We start from the raw sequence: 16,419 nt of genomic DNA on the forward strand, positions 1-16,419 counted from the left end.
GCATGCGGGTGATCGTCTGGCTGGTCGAGGGAACGTGGCCCGCGTGCGTGGACGCCGTACGCACCCACGTGCCGCACGCGACGGACGTGGTGCTGCTGCATGTCGCCGAACCCGGCGTGCCCGGTCTGGCGCACGGCGCCTACGCCGGACTGCTCGGCCGCGGACATCCCGAGCGCGACCCCGGCAACCGCCTCGAAGACCTGGACACCGCCTCCGCCGCCCGGCTCCTCGACGCGGCGACCGAGCGGCTGGGCCGCCCTTGCACCCGCCTTGAACGCGTCGGCCGGGTCGAGCGGGAGGTGGTCGCCGCCGCCGAGGGAGCCGATCTGCTCGTGGCGGCCCGCGACGGCGACCGCGCCCGTCTCGGCCCGCACAGTCTGGGACGGGCCGGGCGGTTCGTCGTCGATCACGCGCCCTGCCCGGTCCTGCTGGTGTGGCCCGAGGCGGCCCCGGACATCACGACCATTCCCCCGCCTCCCCCGCGCCGTTAGGCGATCCGGTCCGGTAGGCGCCCGGCGGTGTGCCGTAGCGCTGTCGGAAGACCCGGTTGAAGTGGAAGGCGCTGGCGAAGCCGGAGGCCGCGGCGACCCGTTCCACCGGGAGTTCGGTGGCGTCCAGGAGCCGGGCCGCGTGCCGCAGCCGGGCATCGCGCAGGGCCCGCATCGGGGAAAGGCCCAGTTGCTCGGTGAAGAGGTGGGCGAATCTCGACGGTGAGAGGGAGACCGCCTCGGCGAGCGACCGTACGGTGTGCGGTGCGCCCGGGTCGGCGGTGATCAGCGACTCGGCGCGCCGGATCCGCGCGTCGATGTCGGTCCGGTGCCGGTCCGCGCCCGCGGTGACGAGCAGGACGATCTCCTCCAGGGAGCAGAGGGCCAGCTCCCGGGCCGCGATGCCGTGCGCGACCGCGATCTCGCCGTCGGCGGGCTCCGAGGGGAGGGGTGGCGGTCCGTCTCCGGTCCAGCGGGCGTCGGCGAGCATGCGGCGGAAGGCGGTCTCGATACGTGCCGCGTTACCCTCGGTGCCCCGCGCGGGTCCGACGGCGGCGTACACCCCGTCGGCGAGCGCGCACGGCCTGAGCCACGCCGACCAGGCCGGCCTCGCCCGGCAGTGCACCCACCAGAACGCCCAGTGCCCGGCGCCCGGTTCGACGCCGTAGCGGTGCGGCACGCCGGGCCCCAGGACCACCAGGTCCCCGGCGCCGGCCACCGCCCGTGACGCCCCCTGGGTGAGGCGTCCCCGTCCGCCCGTGGTCCAGGTGAAGAGCCAACTGTCCGCCCCGCGCGGCCGGTTGACGCGGTACCCCGGCCGTTGGTCGAAAAGTCCGACGGTCACCAGGCCCGGCGGCGGGGAGGGGGCAGCAGGCTCGGACAACTCCTCAGCACGCACAGGCATCCTCCCGACAGGCGCGTCGGCCTAGCGTGAGGTACCTGGAACACCGGTGTGAAGGGGCGGTCGGATGACAGTCACGGACAGGAGCGGCCTTCGGCAGTTCGAGGAGAGCGGCTTCGCGGTGGTGCGCGCGCTGTTCGGCCCCGCCGAGATCGAGGAGCTGTGCGCGGAGTTCACGGCACTGCACGCTGCCGGCCCGGTCCCCGGACACTTCGAACCCCGCGCCACGGAGACCGAGAGCCCGGCCGATCCGCTGCACTCCTACCCTCGCGTCCTGCACCCGCATCGCATCAGCGCCCTGTCGCTGCGCCGCCTCCTGGATCCCCGGCTGCGGGACATTCTGCGGACCCTGCTGGGCGAGGAGCCCCTGGCAGCCCAGAGCATGTTCTACTTCAAGCCGCCCGGCGCCCGCGGCCAGGCGCCGCATCAGGACAACTTCTATCTGCGGGTCGAGCCGGGCACCTGTGTGGCCGCCTGGATCGCCTGCGACGCGGTCGACCGCGAGAACGGCGGCCTCGAGGTCGTGCCGGGCACCCACCGCATGCGGGTGTTCTGTCCGGAGGAGGCCGATCCGGCGCTGTCCTTCGCCCGCGAGCACGTTCCGGCGCCGCCCGGGCTCACGGCCGTCCCCGTCGACATGGCACCGGGCGACGTCCTGTTCTTCAACGGCAGTCTCGTGCACGGCTCCGGCCCCAATCGCAGCCCGGACCGCTTCCGGCGCTCGTTCATCGGCCACTACGTCGGGCGCTCCACGCAGCGCATCGGCGGCTTCTACCGGACCTTGACGATGAGCGGCGATCCTGTGGCCCTGCCCGAGAGCGGGGGCGCGGGCCCGTGCGGCACCGAGTTCACGCCGCGCGCTCCCCACTGACCGGCCACCACACCACGCCGCTCAGCGCCGAAAAGCCGCCGCACCGCACCGATCGGCACTGACGGGCCGCCACACCGCTCCCCCGTCGACCGGCGCGACACCGTGCCGCTCGCCGTCAAGCGGCGAACCCGGGGATCGACGCGGAGGTGAACCCGAGGATCGCGTCCGCGACCGCCCTCGGGTTCTCCAGGAGCATCGCGTGGGTGCCGTCGATCTCGGTGACCGTCACATCGGGGCGCTCCTTGGCGAGTCGGGCCAGATCCCGGGCGAGCCCCCGCGCGTATGCAGCCATCAGCGCGTCGAACCAGTCCATGCCCGGGATCGACGGGACGGGCCGCAGCGCGCGTCCCAGCAGCAGCGGCACGGGCGTGCGGCGGAACAGCGCGAAGAGGTCGAGGGAGTCGATCGCGCCCAGCATCTCCAGCGCGTGCTCGCGCTCCGGCCTCAACTCCAGCCTTCCGTCGGGCCTTTTGCGCATCGCGCGCCGGACGCCGGCCTCCAACAGCTCGTAGGGGATGCCCAGTTGCTCGGACATGGCACGCTGCTGGGCGAGCAGCGCCTTCAGTCCGTCCTCGGGGAGCGGCTCGCCCGACGCCGTCGCAGCCGCCTTCCGCACCTCGGTGAGCCGTTCCTCGACGTACTCCGCGTCGAGGCCGACGTACTGGTCGGGGCTGCCCCACCCGAAACCGTCGAAATTCACCGCGCCGGGCGTGACGCCCGGGTGCTCCAGCGCGTACCGCACGGCGATCATCCCGCCGAGCGAGTGCCCGACCGGCAGCGCGCCGGGGATGTCGTACGCCTCCAGCACCGCTTCGAGGTCCCCGAGGACGTGGGGGAAGTCCCAGGTGCCGGACGGGGAGAGACCGTGTCCGCGGAGGTCCACGGCGAGCACCCGGTGGCGGGGCACGAGGAGCGGGGCGGCGGCGGCCCAGTCGGCGAGGGTGCGTCCCGCGCCGTGGAGCAGGACCAGCGGCGGCCCGTCGCCCCCGTGGTCGTGTACGGCCAGTGCGATACGATCTCCGGTCATGTCCTGACAATAGACGCTCGGATCGGGGTTCCCAGGGCTCTCGGGGCTGCCTGCGGGGATCGAGTCCGGGGCCCCTTGACGTGGGCGGGTCCACACGCTTTGATCATGCCGTGCCGTGATGGACTCGGCACGCAGAGGTGCGCCCAGCCGGTAGCGGACTCGGTTCAAGTCCGGCCAAAGTCGCCAGGATCGCGGGAAGCGTCCGAGGCGGGGTCGTACTCGCGATTGATGGAGCGGACATGCCCGTCAAGCGTGTTTCCCGCGTCGGAGCTCTGGGGCCGATCGCCGCCTTGGTGGCCGCCCTGGCCCTTGCCGGCTGCGGCACGGACCAGGACACGAGCGCCGCGCCGCCGAGAACGCACAAGACGCAGAAGACGCCGAAGACGCACGAGAAGCCGAAGCCGCGGGAGACGTCGAAGCCGCAGGCGACGCAGGAGACCCCGCGGCAACGCCCTCCCACGGCCGTCGAACTCCCACCGCTTCACGCGGGTTTCGACTACCAGATCGGTGGCGCCTATCCCCCGCCCTCCGGCGTCCGCATCGTCAGCCGAGACCGTGCGGCGTCCCCCGCGCCCGGCCTCTACAACATCTGCTACGTCAACGCCTTCCAGGCCCAGCCCGACGAGCGGACGAAGTGGCCCGCCGACCTGTTGCTGCGGGACGCGCGGGGCAAGGTCGTCATGGACCGCGACTGGGGCGAGGCGCTGCTCGACATCCGTACGCCGGCCAAGCGCCAGCGGGTGGCCGCGCGCGTCAACCGGTGGATCGACGGCTGCGCCGACAAGGGCTTCGACGCGGTCGAGCCGGACAACTACGACAGCTACACGCGCTCCCGGCACCTGCTGACCGCCGACGACGCCACGGCGTTCATCACCCTGCTCTCGGCGCACGCCCACGCCCGGCATCTGGCCATCGGCCAGAAGAACACCGCGGAGCTGGCGGGACTCAGGACCCGGACGGGGCTCGACTTCGCGGTGGCGGAGGAGTGCGGCGAATACGACGAGTGCGGAACGTACGCGAAGGCGTTCCACGATCGGGTGCTCGTGATCGAGTACACCGACAGCGGTCTGCGCAAGGCCCGTTCGGGCTTCGGCGGCCGGCTGAGCATCGTACGCCGGGACGTGATGGTGTCGGTGCCCGGCAGCGCGGACTACGTCCGCAGGACCCGCTGACGGGAGGCGTGATGGCCTCCGCCACGAGGACTTCCGCCACGAGGACTTCCGGGACGAGGACTTCCGCGATGCGGACTTCCACAATGAGGGCTTCCGCGATCGCGGGCCGCGGCCTGCTCGCCGGCGTGGTCGCCGCCCGGTCCTCGCCGCCGGCGACGGCGGCGCGCATCGGGGCCGGCGGCTCGGGCGGAGGGATGCCTGCCGACGCGATGCTGCGGCACGCCCGGCCTTCCGGCGCGGGAACCGGACCGGCGGCGTGCATACTCGCTGCGAAGCCGGGTGCCGCTGGATGAGCACAGGCGTACGGAGCGGACGTAACAAAGGGCATGCCGACATTCATGGCCAGCAGGCACGGGGACCGGGTGCCGATGAGCAGCGCGGAGCCGCCGAGGAGCCTTGAGCTGCTGCGGCGGAATCGGCGGTGGCTGTTCCCGCTGGCCGTGGTCGCGCTGCTGGCGCAGATGGCGGTGGCGATGGTCACGGCGGCCGTCGAGCAGACGCCGACGATCGACGAACCCGTGTACGCGGGCACGGCGGTGGTCTACGTCCAGCAGCACAGCCTGCGCTACAACCCCGAGCATCCCCCGCTGGGCAAGCTGATCATCGCGAGCGGGCTGGTGGCCGCCCACCCCCACCTGGCCGCCGACTTCCAGGGTGACCAGACGGCGCTCGGCCGGCGGCTGCTGTACGAGTCGGGCAACGATCCCGGGCGGGTGATGCTGTGGGCGCGGCTGCCGGTGATCGTCTGCACGCTGCTGTTCGGTCTGGTCGTCCTCGCCTTCGCCCGCGAACTCGTCGGTCCCGTTGGCGGGTTGGTGGCGCTCGCCCTGTACACGTTCTCGCCCGACGTCATCGCGCACGGCTCGCTGGCCACGCTCGACGTACCGGCGTCCGGTTTCCTGCTGACGTCGGTGTGGCTGGTGTGGCGGGCCCGGCGCCGCCCGCTCCTCCACCTGCCGCTCGCCGGGGTCGCGCTCGGGGCGGCGGTGGCCACGAAGATGAGCACGCTGCCGGCCGTTCCGGTGCTGATGCTCCTGGCGGTGGTGTCCGTGGGGCACGCCCGAGGACTCGTCGCTCCCGCGAAAGCGCGGCCCCTCACCACGCCCGAGGGGACGCGGACCCTCACCACGCCCACGCAAGCAGGGCCCCTCACCACGCCCATCGGGGCGGCAGAGCCCCTCACCACACCCACGGAAGTGCCGCCCCCGGGCTCGCCCCTGGCGGCACAGCCTCTCACCACGTCCCAAAAGGCACGGCTCCTCGGGCTCGGCGCGGCGGCCGCGACCGGGATGGCGCTGGTGGCCGTCGCCGTGGTGTGGGCCACGTACCTGGCTGTCGACCCGCAGCTGCGGTGGACGGCGCCCGCGAACCTCCCGGCCGTCCATGGTCTGCGCGGGCTGCTCGTCGACGGGCTGCCCTTCCCGCAGCCGTACCGGGACGGGATGCGCGTCCAGTTCGGCTTCGAGAACGCGACCTGGCAGGGCTTCCTGTTCGGCAGGCTCTATCACGGCGCGCTCTGGTACTACCTTCCGGCCGCGCTGGCGGTGAAGACCCCGCTCGGCATGATGGCGCTGTGGCTCGCCGGTGCGGTCGCGATGGTCGCCGTGCCCCGGCTGCGGCCCGCCGCCCCGTACGTCCTGGTCCCCCCGGCGCTGCTGCTGGCCGCGGCCATGAACGGCTCGCGCGATCTCGGCGTGCGCTACGCCCTGTTCGTACCGGTCTTCCTGGCGGTCGCGGCCGCCTGCGTCGTCACCTTCCGGCGACGCTGGGCCCACCTCGCCGCGGCCGCGCTGGTCCTGTTCGTCGCCGTGAGCTCGCTGCGGACCTTCCCGTACTACCTGCCGTACGGGAACGAGGCGTTCGGCGGCCCGTCGAAGACCCGTCTGCGGCTGCACGACTCGAACGTCGACTGGGGTCAGGACCTGGGCCGCCTCGCCGACCGCCTGCACCGGGACCACCCGGGCGAGAAGGTCTGGCTCGTCTACAAGGGCGCCGGTGTGCCGTCGTACTACGGCATCGACGCGGCCGATCCGCGCAAGGCGCCGGCGAGCGAGGTGCACGGGCTGCTCGCCGTGTCCGACACCTCGATCGCCAAGGCCGACGACCGCCTCGCCGCGCTGCTCGCCACCAGCACGCCGATCGACGACGTCGGCCACTCGATCACGATCTACCGGCGGTCCTGACGGGGCACCGGCCCCGGGGTGAGCAGGTCCAGAACCCGCTCCCAGCCGAACTCCGGTCGTCCGCCGTCCCCTTGTCCCCCACCGCCGTACGGGTCCCCGAACCGGACGCCCATCCCGCGCAGTCGCTCGACGCTCGCGCGATACGCGGGGTGCGCCGCCAATGCTTCGTTCACGCACGGCAGTACGGCGATCGGGACACCGAGGCCGTACGCCTCGCACAGGGTTCCCAGGGCGAGGGTGTCGGATATGCCGGCCGCCCACTTGTTGACGGTGTTGAAGGTGGCCGGTGCGACGGCCACCGCGTCCGGCGCCGGGAAAGGGCGCGGGTCCCCCGGGGAGCGCCAGGCGGACCGGATCGGGCGGCCGGTCTGTGCCTCGACGGCCCTCGCGTCGATGAAGCCGAGGCCCTGGGGGGTCGCGATGACACCGACCTCCCAGTCCCGCTCCTGCGCCGCGGTGATCAGTTCGCTGATGTCCTCAGCGATGCCGGCCGCGCAGACGACCACGTAGAGGAAGGGCTTGGGGGACTTTTCCGCGTGTGCACTCACCCGGGAACCCTAATGAACGGACGGGAGCAGTTCTGCGGGATCCCAGACGTCTGCCGGATCCGGGGCTTGTGCCGAGTCCGGGGCTTGTGCCGAGTCCGGGGCTTGTGCCGAGTCCGGCCCTCTACCGAATGCGGGACCTCCACGGAATGCGGGACCGAGTGCGGGACCGCTACCGGATCGGGAAGGAGTCCCCGCGCTCCGCCTCCGGGCGGGGGCCGAGGATGCGGCGCTCCTTCTCCTCGATCGGCACGTCGTTGATGCTCGCCTCGCGGCGGGTCATCAGACCGTGCGCGTCGAACTCCCAGAGCTCATTGCCGTACGACCGCCACCACTGGCCGTCGGAGTCGCGCGACTCGTACTGGAAACGGACGGCGATGCGGTTGCCGTCGAAGGCCCAGAGGTCCTTGCGCAGGGCGTACTCGTGCTCGCGCGCCCATTTCGCGGTCAGGAGCTCCACGATCTGGGCGCGGCCGGTCACGAAGGTGTCGCGGTTGCGCCAGACCGAGTCCTCGGAGTAGGCGAGCGAGACCTTGTGGGGATCGCGGGTGTTCCAGGCGTCCTCGGCGGCCTGGACCTTCTGGGCCGCGGTCTCGCGGGTGAAGGGGGGCAGGGGCGGGCGGTCGGTCATGGGGAGTCCTCGCTCTCGAGCTGCTCACAGCGGAGAGAACGTGCGTTCTCGCTCGCCACTGCTAACGTAGAGAACGACCGTTCTCGAGTCAAGGAGCCCAAGGAGTCCTCCCTCATGACCAGCGCAGCCGCCGCCCGGGAACAGGCCCTTGCCGCTCGGGAGCAGGCCATCGCCGTCACCCGTGAGCAGGCGCTCGACGCGGCGGAGGAGCTGTTCTACGGCCGCGGTATCCAGGCCGTCGGCATGGACGACATCCGCGGTGCGTCCGGCGTCTCGCTCAAGCGGCTCTACCAGCTGTTCCCCGCCAAGGAGCAGCTCGTCGAGGCGTACCTGGAGCGGCGCGACGTCCGCTGGCGGCAGCGGCTGGCCGAGCACGTCGACCGGTACGAGGAGGCTCAGGAGCGGATTCTGGCGGTCTTCGCCTGGCTTCGGCAGTGGTTCGCGGAGCCCGGCTTCCGAGGGTGCGCCTGGATCAACTCCTACGGAGAGCTCGGCGCCACCTCGCCCCGCGTGAGCGCCCAAGTCGGCGCCCACAAAAGGGCGTTCCGGGACTATCTGGGGGGCCTCGTGGCCGACGCCGGCCTTCCGGACCCGCTCGCGGACCAGCTGTATCTGCTGGCCGAGGGCGCCATGGTCACCGCCGGTATCACGCGGAGCACCGCGCCTGCCGAGCAGGCGGCCGAGGCGGCGCGCGTGCTGGTGGAAGCCCGGCGATAGAAGCCCGGCGACAGGGCAGCCGCTCAGCCCACCCCGGCCGCTCGGGTGGCTCCGAGCAGCACTCAGACGGCGAGCGCCGTCACCGCCGCCCACGCCATCCACCCCGCCCGCGTCACCGCGCGCGAAGTCGCCGCGAGCCGCAAACCCCTGGAAACCCGCCAGGTGCCCCGCCGCCGTGCCGGTGGGCAGGGCGGCGGATGCCCGCGGCGCGCGGGCCGTGGCACAGGGGACGGTCCTCCCCGCGGGAACGGTCGCGCCACGCGGCACTGGCACTGGCACTGGCGCGCCGGCGCTGGTCGACGGAAACGTGGGGCCGGCCGTCGCCCCACGCGGCCGACCCCGCATCGCCCTCGCCGTCGCCCTCGCCCTCACCCTCACGGTCGAGGGCGAGCGGATCACGGCGTACGAGGTGATCGCCGACCCCGTAGACCCGCACCGCCTCGATCTGGCGGTCCTGGAGGAGTGACCTTCAGCTCGGGGAGATCTTTCAGGTCTCGGACACGGTGATGGCGCCCACCGGGCAGGCCCGGGCCGCCTCCCGCACCATCGGGTCGCCGCCGCCGTCCTCGCGGCCTGGCAGCAGCTCGCTGAATCCGTCGTCGTCCTGGGTGAAGACGCCCGGGGCGGTGAGGGCGCACTGGCCCGCGCCGATGCAGACGTCCTTGTCGATGGAGATGTGGATGCTCATGTCCGCAGCCTCTTACCAGGTCACAGGGAGTTCCAGCATTCCCTGGATCGTGTCTCCGGGTTTGAAGGGGATGTCGTCGACCGGTGCGGCGAGCCGCAACCCGGGGAACCGGTCGAAGAGGGACAGCAGTGCGATCTCCATCTCGGCACGGGCGAGGTTCTGGCCGAGGCACTGGTGGATGCCGAAGCCGAACGCGACGTGGTGGCGGGCGGAGCGGTGCCAGTCCAGGGCATCCGGTTCGGAAAATGTGTGCCCGTCGCGGTTGATGACGGAGGTGGAGAAGATCACGCCCTCGCCGGCGTGGATCGTCCTGCCGGCCACCTCGATGTCCTCGGTGGCGACCCGCATCAGTCCGTCCGCGATGGAGAGGAAGCGCAGCAGCTCCTCGACGGCGGCGGGCATCAGGGTCGGCTCGGCCCGCAGTTCGGCCAGCTGTTCCGGATGCCTCAGCAGGGTGAACGTACCGAGCGAGATCATGTTCGCCGTCGTCTCGTGCCCGGCGACGAGCAGGATCGTCGCCAGCGCGATCACCTCCTCGCGGTCGATCGCGCCCTCGCGCAGCCGATCGTGGATGAGCTCGTCGAGCAGACCTTCGCCCGGCTCCCGCAGCTTGCGGTCGATCAAGGAGCCGAAGTACGCGTCCAGCCGGTCACGCGCCTTCTCGACGTCGGCCACGGCAGGGCCGCGCAGCAGCCTGCGGGACTGCTCTTCGAAGAAGTCGTGGTCGGCGTAGGGGACGCCGAGCAGGGCGCAGATCACCATGGAGGGCACGGGCAGCGCGAAGGCGGTCACCAGGTCGGCCGGCGGGCCCTGTTCGGCCATCCGGTCCAGGAGCCGGTCGACGGTCTCCTGGATGCGCGGGCGCAGCGAGGCGACCCGCTTGACCGTGAAGCTCGGGACGAGCATGCGGCGCTGGGTGTTGTGCTCGGGGTCGTCGAGTCCGAGCAGCGCGACACGACGATTGCGGACCGCCGCGAACCGCGCCGTGGTCGCCGGGAAGGACGGCAGGGTGCGGTCCGACGACAGGCGTGGGTCGGAGAGAAGTTCACGGGCGGTGGCGTGGCCGGTGACCACCCACACCGCGCGCCCGTCGAACAGGGAGATTCGCGACAGCGGGCGCGCCTCGCGCAGCGGGTCGTAGGCGGTCGGCGGGTGGTAGGGACACGTCCGGTCCTGGGGGAAGGCAATCGGTTCCGTGGTGGGGGGTTCTGTCGTGAGGGGTTCTGTCATCGTGACCTCGCAAGCGCTGGTTCCCTCTTGCCGATCTTCATTAGATGCCCCAGGCACCTAAACGGCCACACAAAGTTCGGCCAGATGCGCCGGACGCTCGATCTGGCCGAAGCGTGGGGGGACCGCCGCCGAGTTCCTCGGGTTTCCCATGTGTGTCGTCGCCCTGGTGGCGGCGCACATGGCTTGATCTCTTCCAGAGTAGCTCTCGGATAATTCGATTGCGTGGGCAAATCCGGTGGCCCCAGGATCTGTCCATGTCCACGATCGAAGCCTTTCTGCCGCCGACCTCCGCCGCCGCTCGTCCGGTGCGGGGCCGGCAGCAGCCCGGCCGACCGCGGAGGCCGACGCTTCCCCGGTCGTGACCGCCGCGCTGGTCGCGGGGCTGCTCGCGGGCTATGGCATCGCCCTGCCCGTCGGAGCGGTCGCGACCCTCCTCGTCTCCCTCACCGCTCGTACGTCCCTGCGGATCGGCTGCTGCGCCGCGCTGGGTGTCGCGACCGCCGACGGACTGTACGCCCTGGTCGCCGCGGTCGGCGGCAGCGCGCTCGCGGCCACGCTGCAGCCGGTTCTGCTCCCGCTGCGCTGGGCCTCGGGGCTGGTGCTGGCCGCGCTGGCGATCCGGAGCGCGGTCAGCGCGTACCGCCACTATCGCGAGGAAGGGCTCACCAGCCGTTCCGGGCGGGACCCCTCGCGCCCCGGGCACGCCTATCTGGCGCTGCTGGGGATCACCCTGCTCAACCCCACCACGGTGGTCTACTTCGCCGCGCTGGTGCTCGGCAGCCATACCGCCGAGGGCGTGAGCCCTCTGGAGCAGGGCGTGTTCGTCCTCGCCGCGTTCGCCGCGTCCGCGAGCTGGCAACTCCTGCTCGCCGGGGGCGGTGCGCTGCTCGGCCGGGCCCTGACGGGGCGCCGGGGCCGGCTGGTGACCGCGCTCGTGTCGAGCGCCGTGATCATGGCGCTGGCCGTCCGGATGCTCGTGGCGCCGCGATGAGAGCGGGCGAGACCTCCTGTCACATTTCCCCGCCGGGCTCCGTCAGTGCAGTGACGGCGCAAGAACGCCGCGAACCGATGAGGAGAACGTCATGCAGGCACGGATGAAGAACCCGGCGATGATCCTTCCTGGGGCCATGGAGTCGATCCAGGGGCTGTACAAGGCCACCTCCAAGGGCGGTGTCCCGCAGCAGACGCTGGAGCTCGTGCACCTGCGGGCGAGCCAGATCAACGGGTGCAGCGCCTGTGTCGACGCCGGTGCGCGGGGCGGCCAGAAGGCGGGCCTGACGGACGAGCGTCTGTGGTCCGTCGCGGCCTGGCGCGAGGCGCCGTTCTACTCGGACGCCGAGCGGGCGGCGCTGGCGCTGGCCGAGGAGATGACCCGGTTGAACGACCGCTCCGGCGACGCGGTCTCCGACGAGGTGTGGGACGAGGTCGCCGACCACTACGACGAGCAACAGCTCGCCGCGCTCATCCTCTGGATCGCCACGACGAACTTCTTCAACCGGCTCAACGCCACGATCAAGGAGCCGGCGGGCGCCACCTGGGGCTGAGCGCACGGTCCGAGCCGCTTTCGGGTGGGAACGCGCGGGCCACGGTCAGACCGTCCTCGTACCCGGGATGCCGTACGACGAGACCGTCCTCGACCGTCGGGTGCGGGGCGAACCGGGCGCGACAGGCGCGCCCGGTCGCCGCGGCCGTGGCGAGCACCATGGTGCGGCCGGCTTGCGTCCGCTGCCCTCGGCGGGGAGTTCGGCGATGCGCTCGGGGTCGCCGGCGGCGGTGACGGACCTGCGTACGACGCGAACTGACGGCGCGGAAGATTCGCGTCCGCGCTGGTGTTGAATCGTGCCGAGACAGGTCCGGTACGACGCGAAGATGGGACGGAAGTCATGCCTCTTGAGGGCGAGTACGAACCCAGCCCGACGCAGTGGGTGCGCGACCAGGTGGAGCTGTACGAGAGCTCCGGTGGCACCAAGGGGACGACCCTGATGGACACGGGCATGCCCGTCATCATTCTCACGACCCGCGGTGCCAAGAGCGGCAAGATCCGCAAGACGCCGCTGATGCGCGTCGAGCACGACGGCCGCTACGCGGTCGTCGCCTCGCTGGGCGGCGCCCCCAAGCACCCCGTCTGGTACTTCAACATCAAGTCCGACCCGCACGTGGAGCTCCAGGACGGCCCGGAGCGCCGCGCTTTCACGGCCCGTGAGATCACGGGCGACGAGAAGGCCCAGTGGTGGGAGCGCGCGGTCGCCGCGTATCCCCCGTACGCCGACTACCAGAAGAAGACCGACCGCGAGATCCCCGTCTTCGTGCTGGAACCGACCGACTGACCGGCGCCCACGACTGTGGCCCGTACCGGCCTGCCGGTACGGGCCACCCGCTGTGGGTCACCGGAATTTTCCGGGGTTCCGGGCGCATCACCCGTCGCCCCCTGGGCACCCGAGCCTCAGGCCCCGCCGCGCTCCCCCGTCGCGGCGGGGCTGCCTGCTGCCGCAGCGTCGCCTCGTGCGGCCTCCCGCGTGGTGCGCGCGTCGGTCACGTCGAGGAAGATCTGGGCGGCCTCCGGGAAGGTGTGGGCGAGGGAGCGCTTGATGCGGACGGCGACGTCCTCGACCTCCTCGCTGTCGAGGCCGGGGACGAGGTCGATGCGGGCGGCCACCAGCGTCGAGTCGAGTCCCAGCTGCATGGTGAGGAGCGCCTCGACGCTGTCGATCTCGGGCTGCGCCTCCAGCAGGGCACGCATCCTGAGGCTCTGCTTCTCGTCGGTGGCCTGCCCGATCAGCTGGTCGCGCGCGTCACGGCCCAGCCGGTAGGCGACGTACACCAGCAGCACACCGATGCCGAGGGAGGCGGAGGCCTCCCACACGACCTGGCCCGTGGCCATGTGGAGCGCCATGCCGGCGATCGCCAGGGTCACGCCGAGCACCGCCGTACCGTCCTCGGCGACGACCGTGCGCAGCGCGGGATCCCGCATCCCGGCCCCGCCGCCCTGCTGACGCACCTGGTGGAGCGCGCGCAGCAGGGACACACCCTCCGCCAGCAGGGCCACCGCGAGGACGACGAGCCCGACCACATAGCCGCTGAACGACTCGTCGGCACCGTTCCTGAGGGCCTCGAAGCCCTGGAAGAAGGAGAAGCAGCCGCCCATGACGAAGATGCCGACGGCCGCGAGCAGGGACCAGAAGAACCGTTCCTTGCCGTAGCCGAACGGATGCCTGCGGTCAGCGGGACGGCGGCTGCGGCGCAGCGCTGCGAGGAGGAACACCTCGTTCAAGCTGTCGGCCACGGAGTGCGCCGCCTCCGAGAGGAGGGCCGGCGAGCCCGCGATCAGGCCCCCGATCGCCTTGGCCACGGCGATCACCAGATTGGCTCCCAGGGCCACCAGTACGGTGACGCGGGTCTTGCGGTCCGACCCGCTGGGCCGGTCCGTCTCGTCGCTGCTCGCATCCGTCTCGTCGCTGCTCACACCGGCCGGTTTCCCAGGTCCGCCCTCCTCACACCGGGCAGACGGCGGGAATCGGGGGCCGCTCTTAGGGCACTCGGGTAAGGGCACACCAGGAAAGCGAGGCGTCATGAGCGAGGGCGAGGGAAACGCCACGTACGGAAAGAAGGCCTTCAAACGGTCCAAGAGCCACTTCACGGACCGCGTCACGGCGGACGGCCGCGACGGTTGGCCGGTGGACGCGGGGCGCTACCGGCTGGTCGTCAGCCGCGCCTGCCCCTGGGCGAGCCGCGCGGTGATCTCCCGGCGGCTGCTCGGCCTGGAAGACGCCCTGTCCCTGGCGATCACGGATCCGATCCAGGACGACCGCAGCTGGCGGTTCACCCTGGACCCGGACGGCCGTGACCCGGTGCTCGGCATCCGCTTCCTCGCCGAGGCGTACGAGGCGCGGGAGCCGGGCCACCCCGGCGGCGTCAGCGTGCCCGCGATCGTCGACGTGCCCAGCGGGAAGCTGGTCACCAACGACTACCAGCGGATCACGCTCGACCTGGCCACCGAGTGGACGGCCCTGCACCGGGACGGCGCCCCGGACCTCTACCCGCGCCCGCTGCGCGACGAGATCGACGAGGTGATGGAGGACGTCTACGAGGACGTCAACAACGGCGTGTACCGAGCGGGCTTCGCCGCGCACCAGGAGGAGTACACGCGGGCCTGTGCGGGCGTCTTCCGTCGTCTGGAGCTGCTGGCCGAGCGGCTCGCGGAGCAGCGCTATCTGGTCGGCGACTCGATCACCGAGGCGGACATCCGGCTGTTCACCACGCTCGTCCGCTTCGACGCCGTCTATCACGGCCACTTCAAGTGCAACCGCTGGAAGCTGACGGAGAACCAGGTGCTGTGGGCGTACGTCCGCGACCTCTACCAGACACCGGGATTCGGTGACACCGTCGACTTCGACCACATCAAGCGGCACTACTACCAGGTGCACACGGGCGTCAATCCGACCGGCATCGTGCCTCTCGGACCGGATCTGTCCGGCTGGCTGACGCCCCATCACCGCGAGCAGCTGGGCGGCCGGCCGTTCGGCGACGGGACCGCCCCGGGCCCGGTGCCCGAGGGTGAGCGGGTTCCGGCGCGCGGGCACCCCTGACCGCCGGTCAGCGGACGGCCGGGACCCACCGGGACCGGCCCCTTGACCATGCCGGACCGGACAAGCAGAGGAGACCACGTGTCCAAGAAGCAGAAGAAGCTCAAGCTCCCCCTCGCCTACAAGCCCGTCGGCTTCGTGCTGGGCTGGGCGAGCGGTTCACTCGCCGGGCTCGCCTTCCAGAAGACGTGGATGGCGATACGTCATGAGGAGGACGCGCCCGACGCCCTGGACAAGGACCGCGGCTGGGGCGAGGTGCTGATCGCCGCGGCCATCCAGGGCGCCCTCTTCGCCGTCGTGCGCAGCGCGGTGGACCGTACGGGAGCCAAGGCCATCGAGCGTTCTACGGGGGTGTGGCCGTCCTCGGACAAGGGCGGCCGGGACTGAGCGCCGGGGTCAGCCCTGCTTGGGCGCCGTCGGCGGGATGAGGCGCAGCGTGAAGGAGTGCCCGGCGGGGTCGGCGTAACCGCGCTCCTCGTACGGGCCCGACGCGTCCTTGGTGTCGAGCGGCCGTCCGCCGAGGCCGACGACCCGGCGCTCCGCCTCGTCCAGGTCGGCCACATGGAAGTCTATGTGGGCCTGGAGGGAGTTCTCCGGGCGCGGCCAGCTCGGCGGCGTCGCCATCACGTCGCGCCGGAAAGCCATCCGCATGCCGTCGGCGCCCTTGATCTCCACGCGGTTCGCGGTCGCGTCCGTCTCCTCGGCTTCGAGCAGTTCCTTGTAGAAGACGGCGAGCTTCTCGGGCTCGGCGCAGTCCAGCACCACGACGCCTGCCATGACCAGTGCCATGTGTCCTCCGTACGGGATCCGGGGCGCGGGCGGCCTTCAGCCGCCCGCTGCGTCTCCGGGTTACCCCGTCCGCCGGATTCAGTCGGCCACGAGCCACTCCCCGTCCCGCATGAGGTCGCGCCCGGCGATCTCGTTGGCCTCGCGCCAGGCCTGCACGCGCTGCGGGGTGACGCTGAAATAGAGGTAGGCGGTGGTGAGTTCACGCGGGTCGAAGCCGGTCTTCTTCGCGAAGGCGTCGCCGACTCCCGCCGGCAGCTCCGCCGGTTCCAGCGCCCGCACGGCGCCTTCCACGATGACCACGTCACGGGTCGGCCCGATGCCCAGGCGCGCCTTGCCGGTCGCCCGCAGGTTCCGGCCCGTGGGACTGGCGGCGGGGGTGGCGAGCAGCAGGGTCGTACCGTTCCAGAGGAACGACAGCGGGATCAGATACGGCGTTCCTCCGTCGTCGCCGGCCGTGGACACCCAGGCGTCTTCGTCGTTCTCCAGCCGGTCAAGGGTGTCCTGCTTGCGCTGCTTGAGAGTGCGGGCGGGTGCGGCCATGGTCGGGCGACCTCCTGGGGTACGTCGTACGGAAGCGGTCATCGTCCACAGGGT

At 71.8% G+C, this 16,419-nt stretch carries 20 protein-coding genes and 1 pseudogene; 11 read left to right on the forward strand and 10 right to left on the reverse strand.

Annotated elements, in window-relative coordinates; genetic code table 11:
* Positions 1-2 precede the first annotated feature (2 nt).
* A complete protein-coding gene (locus ACFVXA_RS22435; protein WP_390026192.1) occupies positions 3-491 on the forward strand; it encodes a universal stress protein in 489 nt (162 codons plus the stop codon).
* On the opposite strand, the gene ACFVXA_RS22440 is transcribed toward ACFVXA_RS22435, so the two are convergent.
* Complete coding sequence (locus tag ACFVXA_RS22440) at positions 457-1,392, reverse strand: helix-turn-helix domain-containing protein (protein ID WP_390026194.1); 936 nt, start codon at positions 1,390-1,392, stop codon at positions 457-459. The genes ACFVXA_RS22435 and ACFVXA_RS22440 overlap by 35 nt on opposite strands.
* Positions 1,393-1,456: 64 nt before the next feature.
* Here ACFVXA_RS22440 and ACFVXA_RS22445 point away from each other — a divergent pair, with 64 nt between their 5' ends.
* Entirely contained in the window at positions 1,457-2,260 is an 804-nt protein-coding gene (locus tag ACFVXA_RS22445) for a phytanoyl-CoA dioxygenase family protein (protein ID WP_389469088.1), read from the forward strand.
* Positions 2,261-2,375: 115 nt separating this feature from the next.
* Here the strand turns inward: ACFVXA_RS22445 and ACFVXA_RS22450 are convergent, their stop codons facing one another.
* Positions 2,376-3,287, reverse strand: coding sequence for an alpha/beta fold hydrolase (locus ACFVXA_RS22450; RefSeq protein WP_383740776.1), 912 nt, complete (start codon positions 3,285-3,287; stop codon positions 2,376-2,378).
* Positions 3,288-3,526: 239 nt separating this feature from the next.
* Between ACFVXA_RS22450 and ACFVXA_RS22455 the strand changes: the two genes are divergently transcribed.
* Both ACFVXA_RS22455 and ACFVXA_RS22460 read left to right on the forward strand, forming a co-directional pair.
* Positions 3,527-4,459: an endo alpha-1,4 polygalactosaminidase gene (locus ACFVXA_RS22455; protein WP_390026197.1), complete on the forward strand. Its 933-nt coding sequence runs from the start codon at positions 3,527-3,529 to the stop codon at positions 4,457-4,459.
* Between the two features lie 338 nt (positions 4,460-4,797).
* Entirely contained in the window at positions 4,798-6,642 is a 1,845-nt protein-coding gene (locus ACFVXA_RS22460; protein ID WP_390026200.1) for a phospholipid carrier-dependent glycosyltransferase, read from the forward strand.
* On the opposite strand, the gene ACFVXA_RS22465 is transcribed toward ACFVXA_RS22460, so the two are convergent.
* Positions 6,627-7,190: a flavoprotein gene (locus tag ACFVXA_RS22465; RefSeq protein WP_390026202.1), complete on the reverse strand. Its 564-nt coding sequence runs from the start codon at positions 7,188-7,190 to the stop codon at positions 6,627-6,629. The genes ACFVXA_RS22460 and ACFVXA_RS22465 overlap by 16 nt on opposite strands.
* 169 nt (positions 7,191-7,359) lie before the next feature.
* Positions 7,360-7,818 (reverse strand): nuclear transport factor 2 family protein, encoded by a 459-nt coding sequence (locus ACFVXA_RS22470; RefSeq protein WP_362023898.1) that lies wholly within the window; start codon positions 7,816-7,818, stop codon positions 7,360-7,362.
* 114 nt (positions 7,819-7,932) lie between these two features.
* On the opposite strand from ACFVXA_RS22470, the gene ACFVXA_RS22475 reads away from it, so the two are divergent.
* A complete protein-coding gene (locus ACFVXA_RS22475; RefSeq protein ID WP_390026204.1) occupies positions 7,933-8,535 on the forward strand; it encodes a TetR/AcrR family transcriptional regulator in 603 nt (200 codons plus the stop codon).
* A gap of 307 nt (positions 8,536-8,842) precedes the next feature.
* The gene (locus ACFVXA_RS22480) at positions 8,843-9,001 is read left to right on the forward strand and encodes a hypothetical protein (RefSeq protein ID WP_383905542.1); all 159 of its coding nucleotides are present in this window, start codon (positions 8,843-8,845) and stop codon (positions 8,999-9,001) included.
* A 21-nt stretch (positions 9,002-9,022) separates the two neighbouring features.
* On the opposite strand, the gene ACFVXA_RS22485 is transcribed toward ACFVXA_RS22480, so the two are convergent.
* A complete protein-coding gene (locus ACFVXA_RS22485; protein ID WP_362024089.1) occupies positions 9,023-9,217 on the reverse strand; it encodes a ferredoxin in 195 nt (64 codons plus the stop codon).
* An 18-nt stretch (positions 9,218-9,235) separates the two neighbouring features.
* On the reverse strand, positions 9,236-10,453 hold the full coding sequence (locus ACFVXA_RS22490) for a cytochrome P450 (RefSeq protein ID WP_383740791.1): 1,218 nt from the start codon (positions 10,451-10,453) through the stop codon (positions 9,236-9,238).
* 358 nt (positions 10,454-10,811) lie between these two features.
* Here ACFVXA_RS22490 and ACFVXA_RS22495 point away from each other — a divergent pair, with 358 nt between their 5' ends.
* Positions 10,812-11,444, forward strand: a complete 633-nt coding sequence (locus ACFVXA_RS22495) for a LysE family transporter (RefSeq protein WP_383905547.1) — start codon at positions 10,812-10,814, stop codon at positions 11,442-11,444.
* A gap of 91 nt (positions 11,445-11,535) precedes the next feature.
* The gene (locus ACFVXA_RS22500) at positions 11,536-11,997 is read left to right on the forward strand and encodes a carboxymuconolactone decarboxylase family protein (RefSeq protein ID WP_362023884.1); all 462 of its coding nucleotides are present in this window, start codon (positions 11,536-11,538) and stop codon (positions 11,995-11,997) included.
* Here the strand turns inward: ACFVXA_RS22500 and ACFVXA_RS22505 are convergent.
* Positions 11,966-12,145: pseudogene (locus tag ACFVXA_RS22505) on the reverse strand (hypothetical protein); the annotation flags it as partial. The gene ACFVXA_RS22500 and the pseudogene ACFVXA_RS22505 overlap by 32 nt on opposite strands.
* A gap of 191 nt (positions 12,146-12,336) precedes the next feature.
* Here ACFVXA_RS22505 and ACFVXA_RS22510 point away from each other — a divergent pair.
* Positions 12,337-12,780: a nitroreductase family deazaflavin-dependent oxidoreductase gene (locus ACFVXA_RS22510; RefSeq protein ID WP_362023880.1), complete on the forward strand. Its 444-nt coding sequence runs from the start codon at positions 12,337-12,339 to the stop codon at positions 12,778-12,780.
* 116 nt (positions 12,781-12,896) lie between these two features.
* Here ACFVXA_RS22510 and ACFVXA_RS22515 read toward each other — a convergent pair whose 3' ends face one another.
* Positions 12,897-13,916 carry a cation diffusion facilitator family transporter gene (locus ACFVXA_RS22515; protein WP_390026206.1) on the reverse strand — a complete coding sequence of 340 codons (1,020 nt, stop codon included), beginning with the start codon at positions 13,914-13,916 and terminating at the stop codon, positions 12,897-12,899.
* A 106-nt stretch (positions 13,917-14,022) separates the two neighbouring features.
* Between ACFVXA_RS22515 and ACFVXA_RS22520 the strand changes: the two genes are divergently transcribed.
* The gene (locus ACFVXA_RS22520) at positions 14,023-15,039 is read left to right on the forward strand and encodes a glutathione S-transferase family protein (protein WP_384021911.1); all 1,017 of its coding nucleotides are present in this window, start codon (positions 14,023-14,025) and stop codon (positions 15,037-15,039) included.
* 48 nt (positions 15,040-15,087) lie between these two features.
* Complete coding sequence (locus tag ACFVXA_RS22525; RefSeq protein WP_383741004.1) at positions 15,088-15,423, forward strand: DUF4235 domain-containing protein; 336 nt, start codon at positions 15,088-15,090, stop codon at positions 15,421-15,423.
* 9 nt (positions 15,424-15,432) lie between these two features.
* On the opposite strand, the gene ACFVXA_RS22530 is transcribed toward ACFVXA_RS22525, so the two are convergent.
* Positions 15,433-15,825: a VOC family protein gene (locus tag ACFVXA_RS22530; protein ID WP_362023870.1), complete on the reverse strand. Its 393-nt coding sequence runs from the start codon at positions 15,823-15,825 to the stop codon at positions 15,433-15,435.
* A gap of 78 nt (positions 15,826-15,903) precedes the next feature.
* On the reverse strand, positions 15,904-16,365 hold the full coding sequence (locus ACFVXA_RS22535) for a pyridoxamine 5'-phosphate oxidase family protein (protein WP_383740803.1): 462 nt from the start codon (positions 16,363-16,365) through the stop codon (positions 15,904-15,906).
* Positions 16,366-16,419 lie beyond the last annotated feature (54 nt).

This window comes from Streptomyces sp. NPDC058246 (assembly GCF_042881985.1).
Lineage (GTDB): Bacteria > Actinomycetota > Actinomycetes > Streptomycetales > Streptomycetaceae > Streptomyces.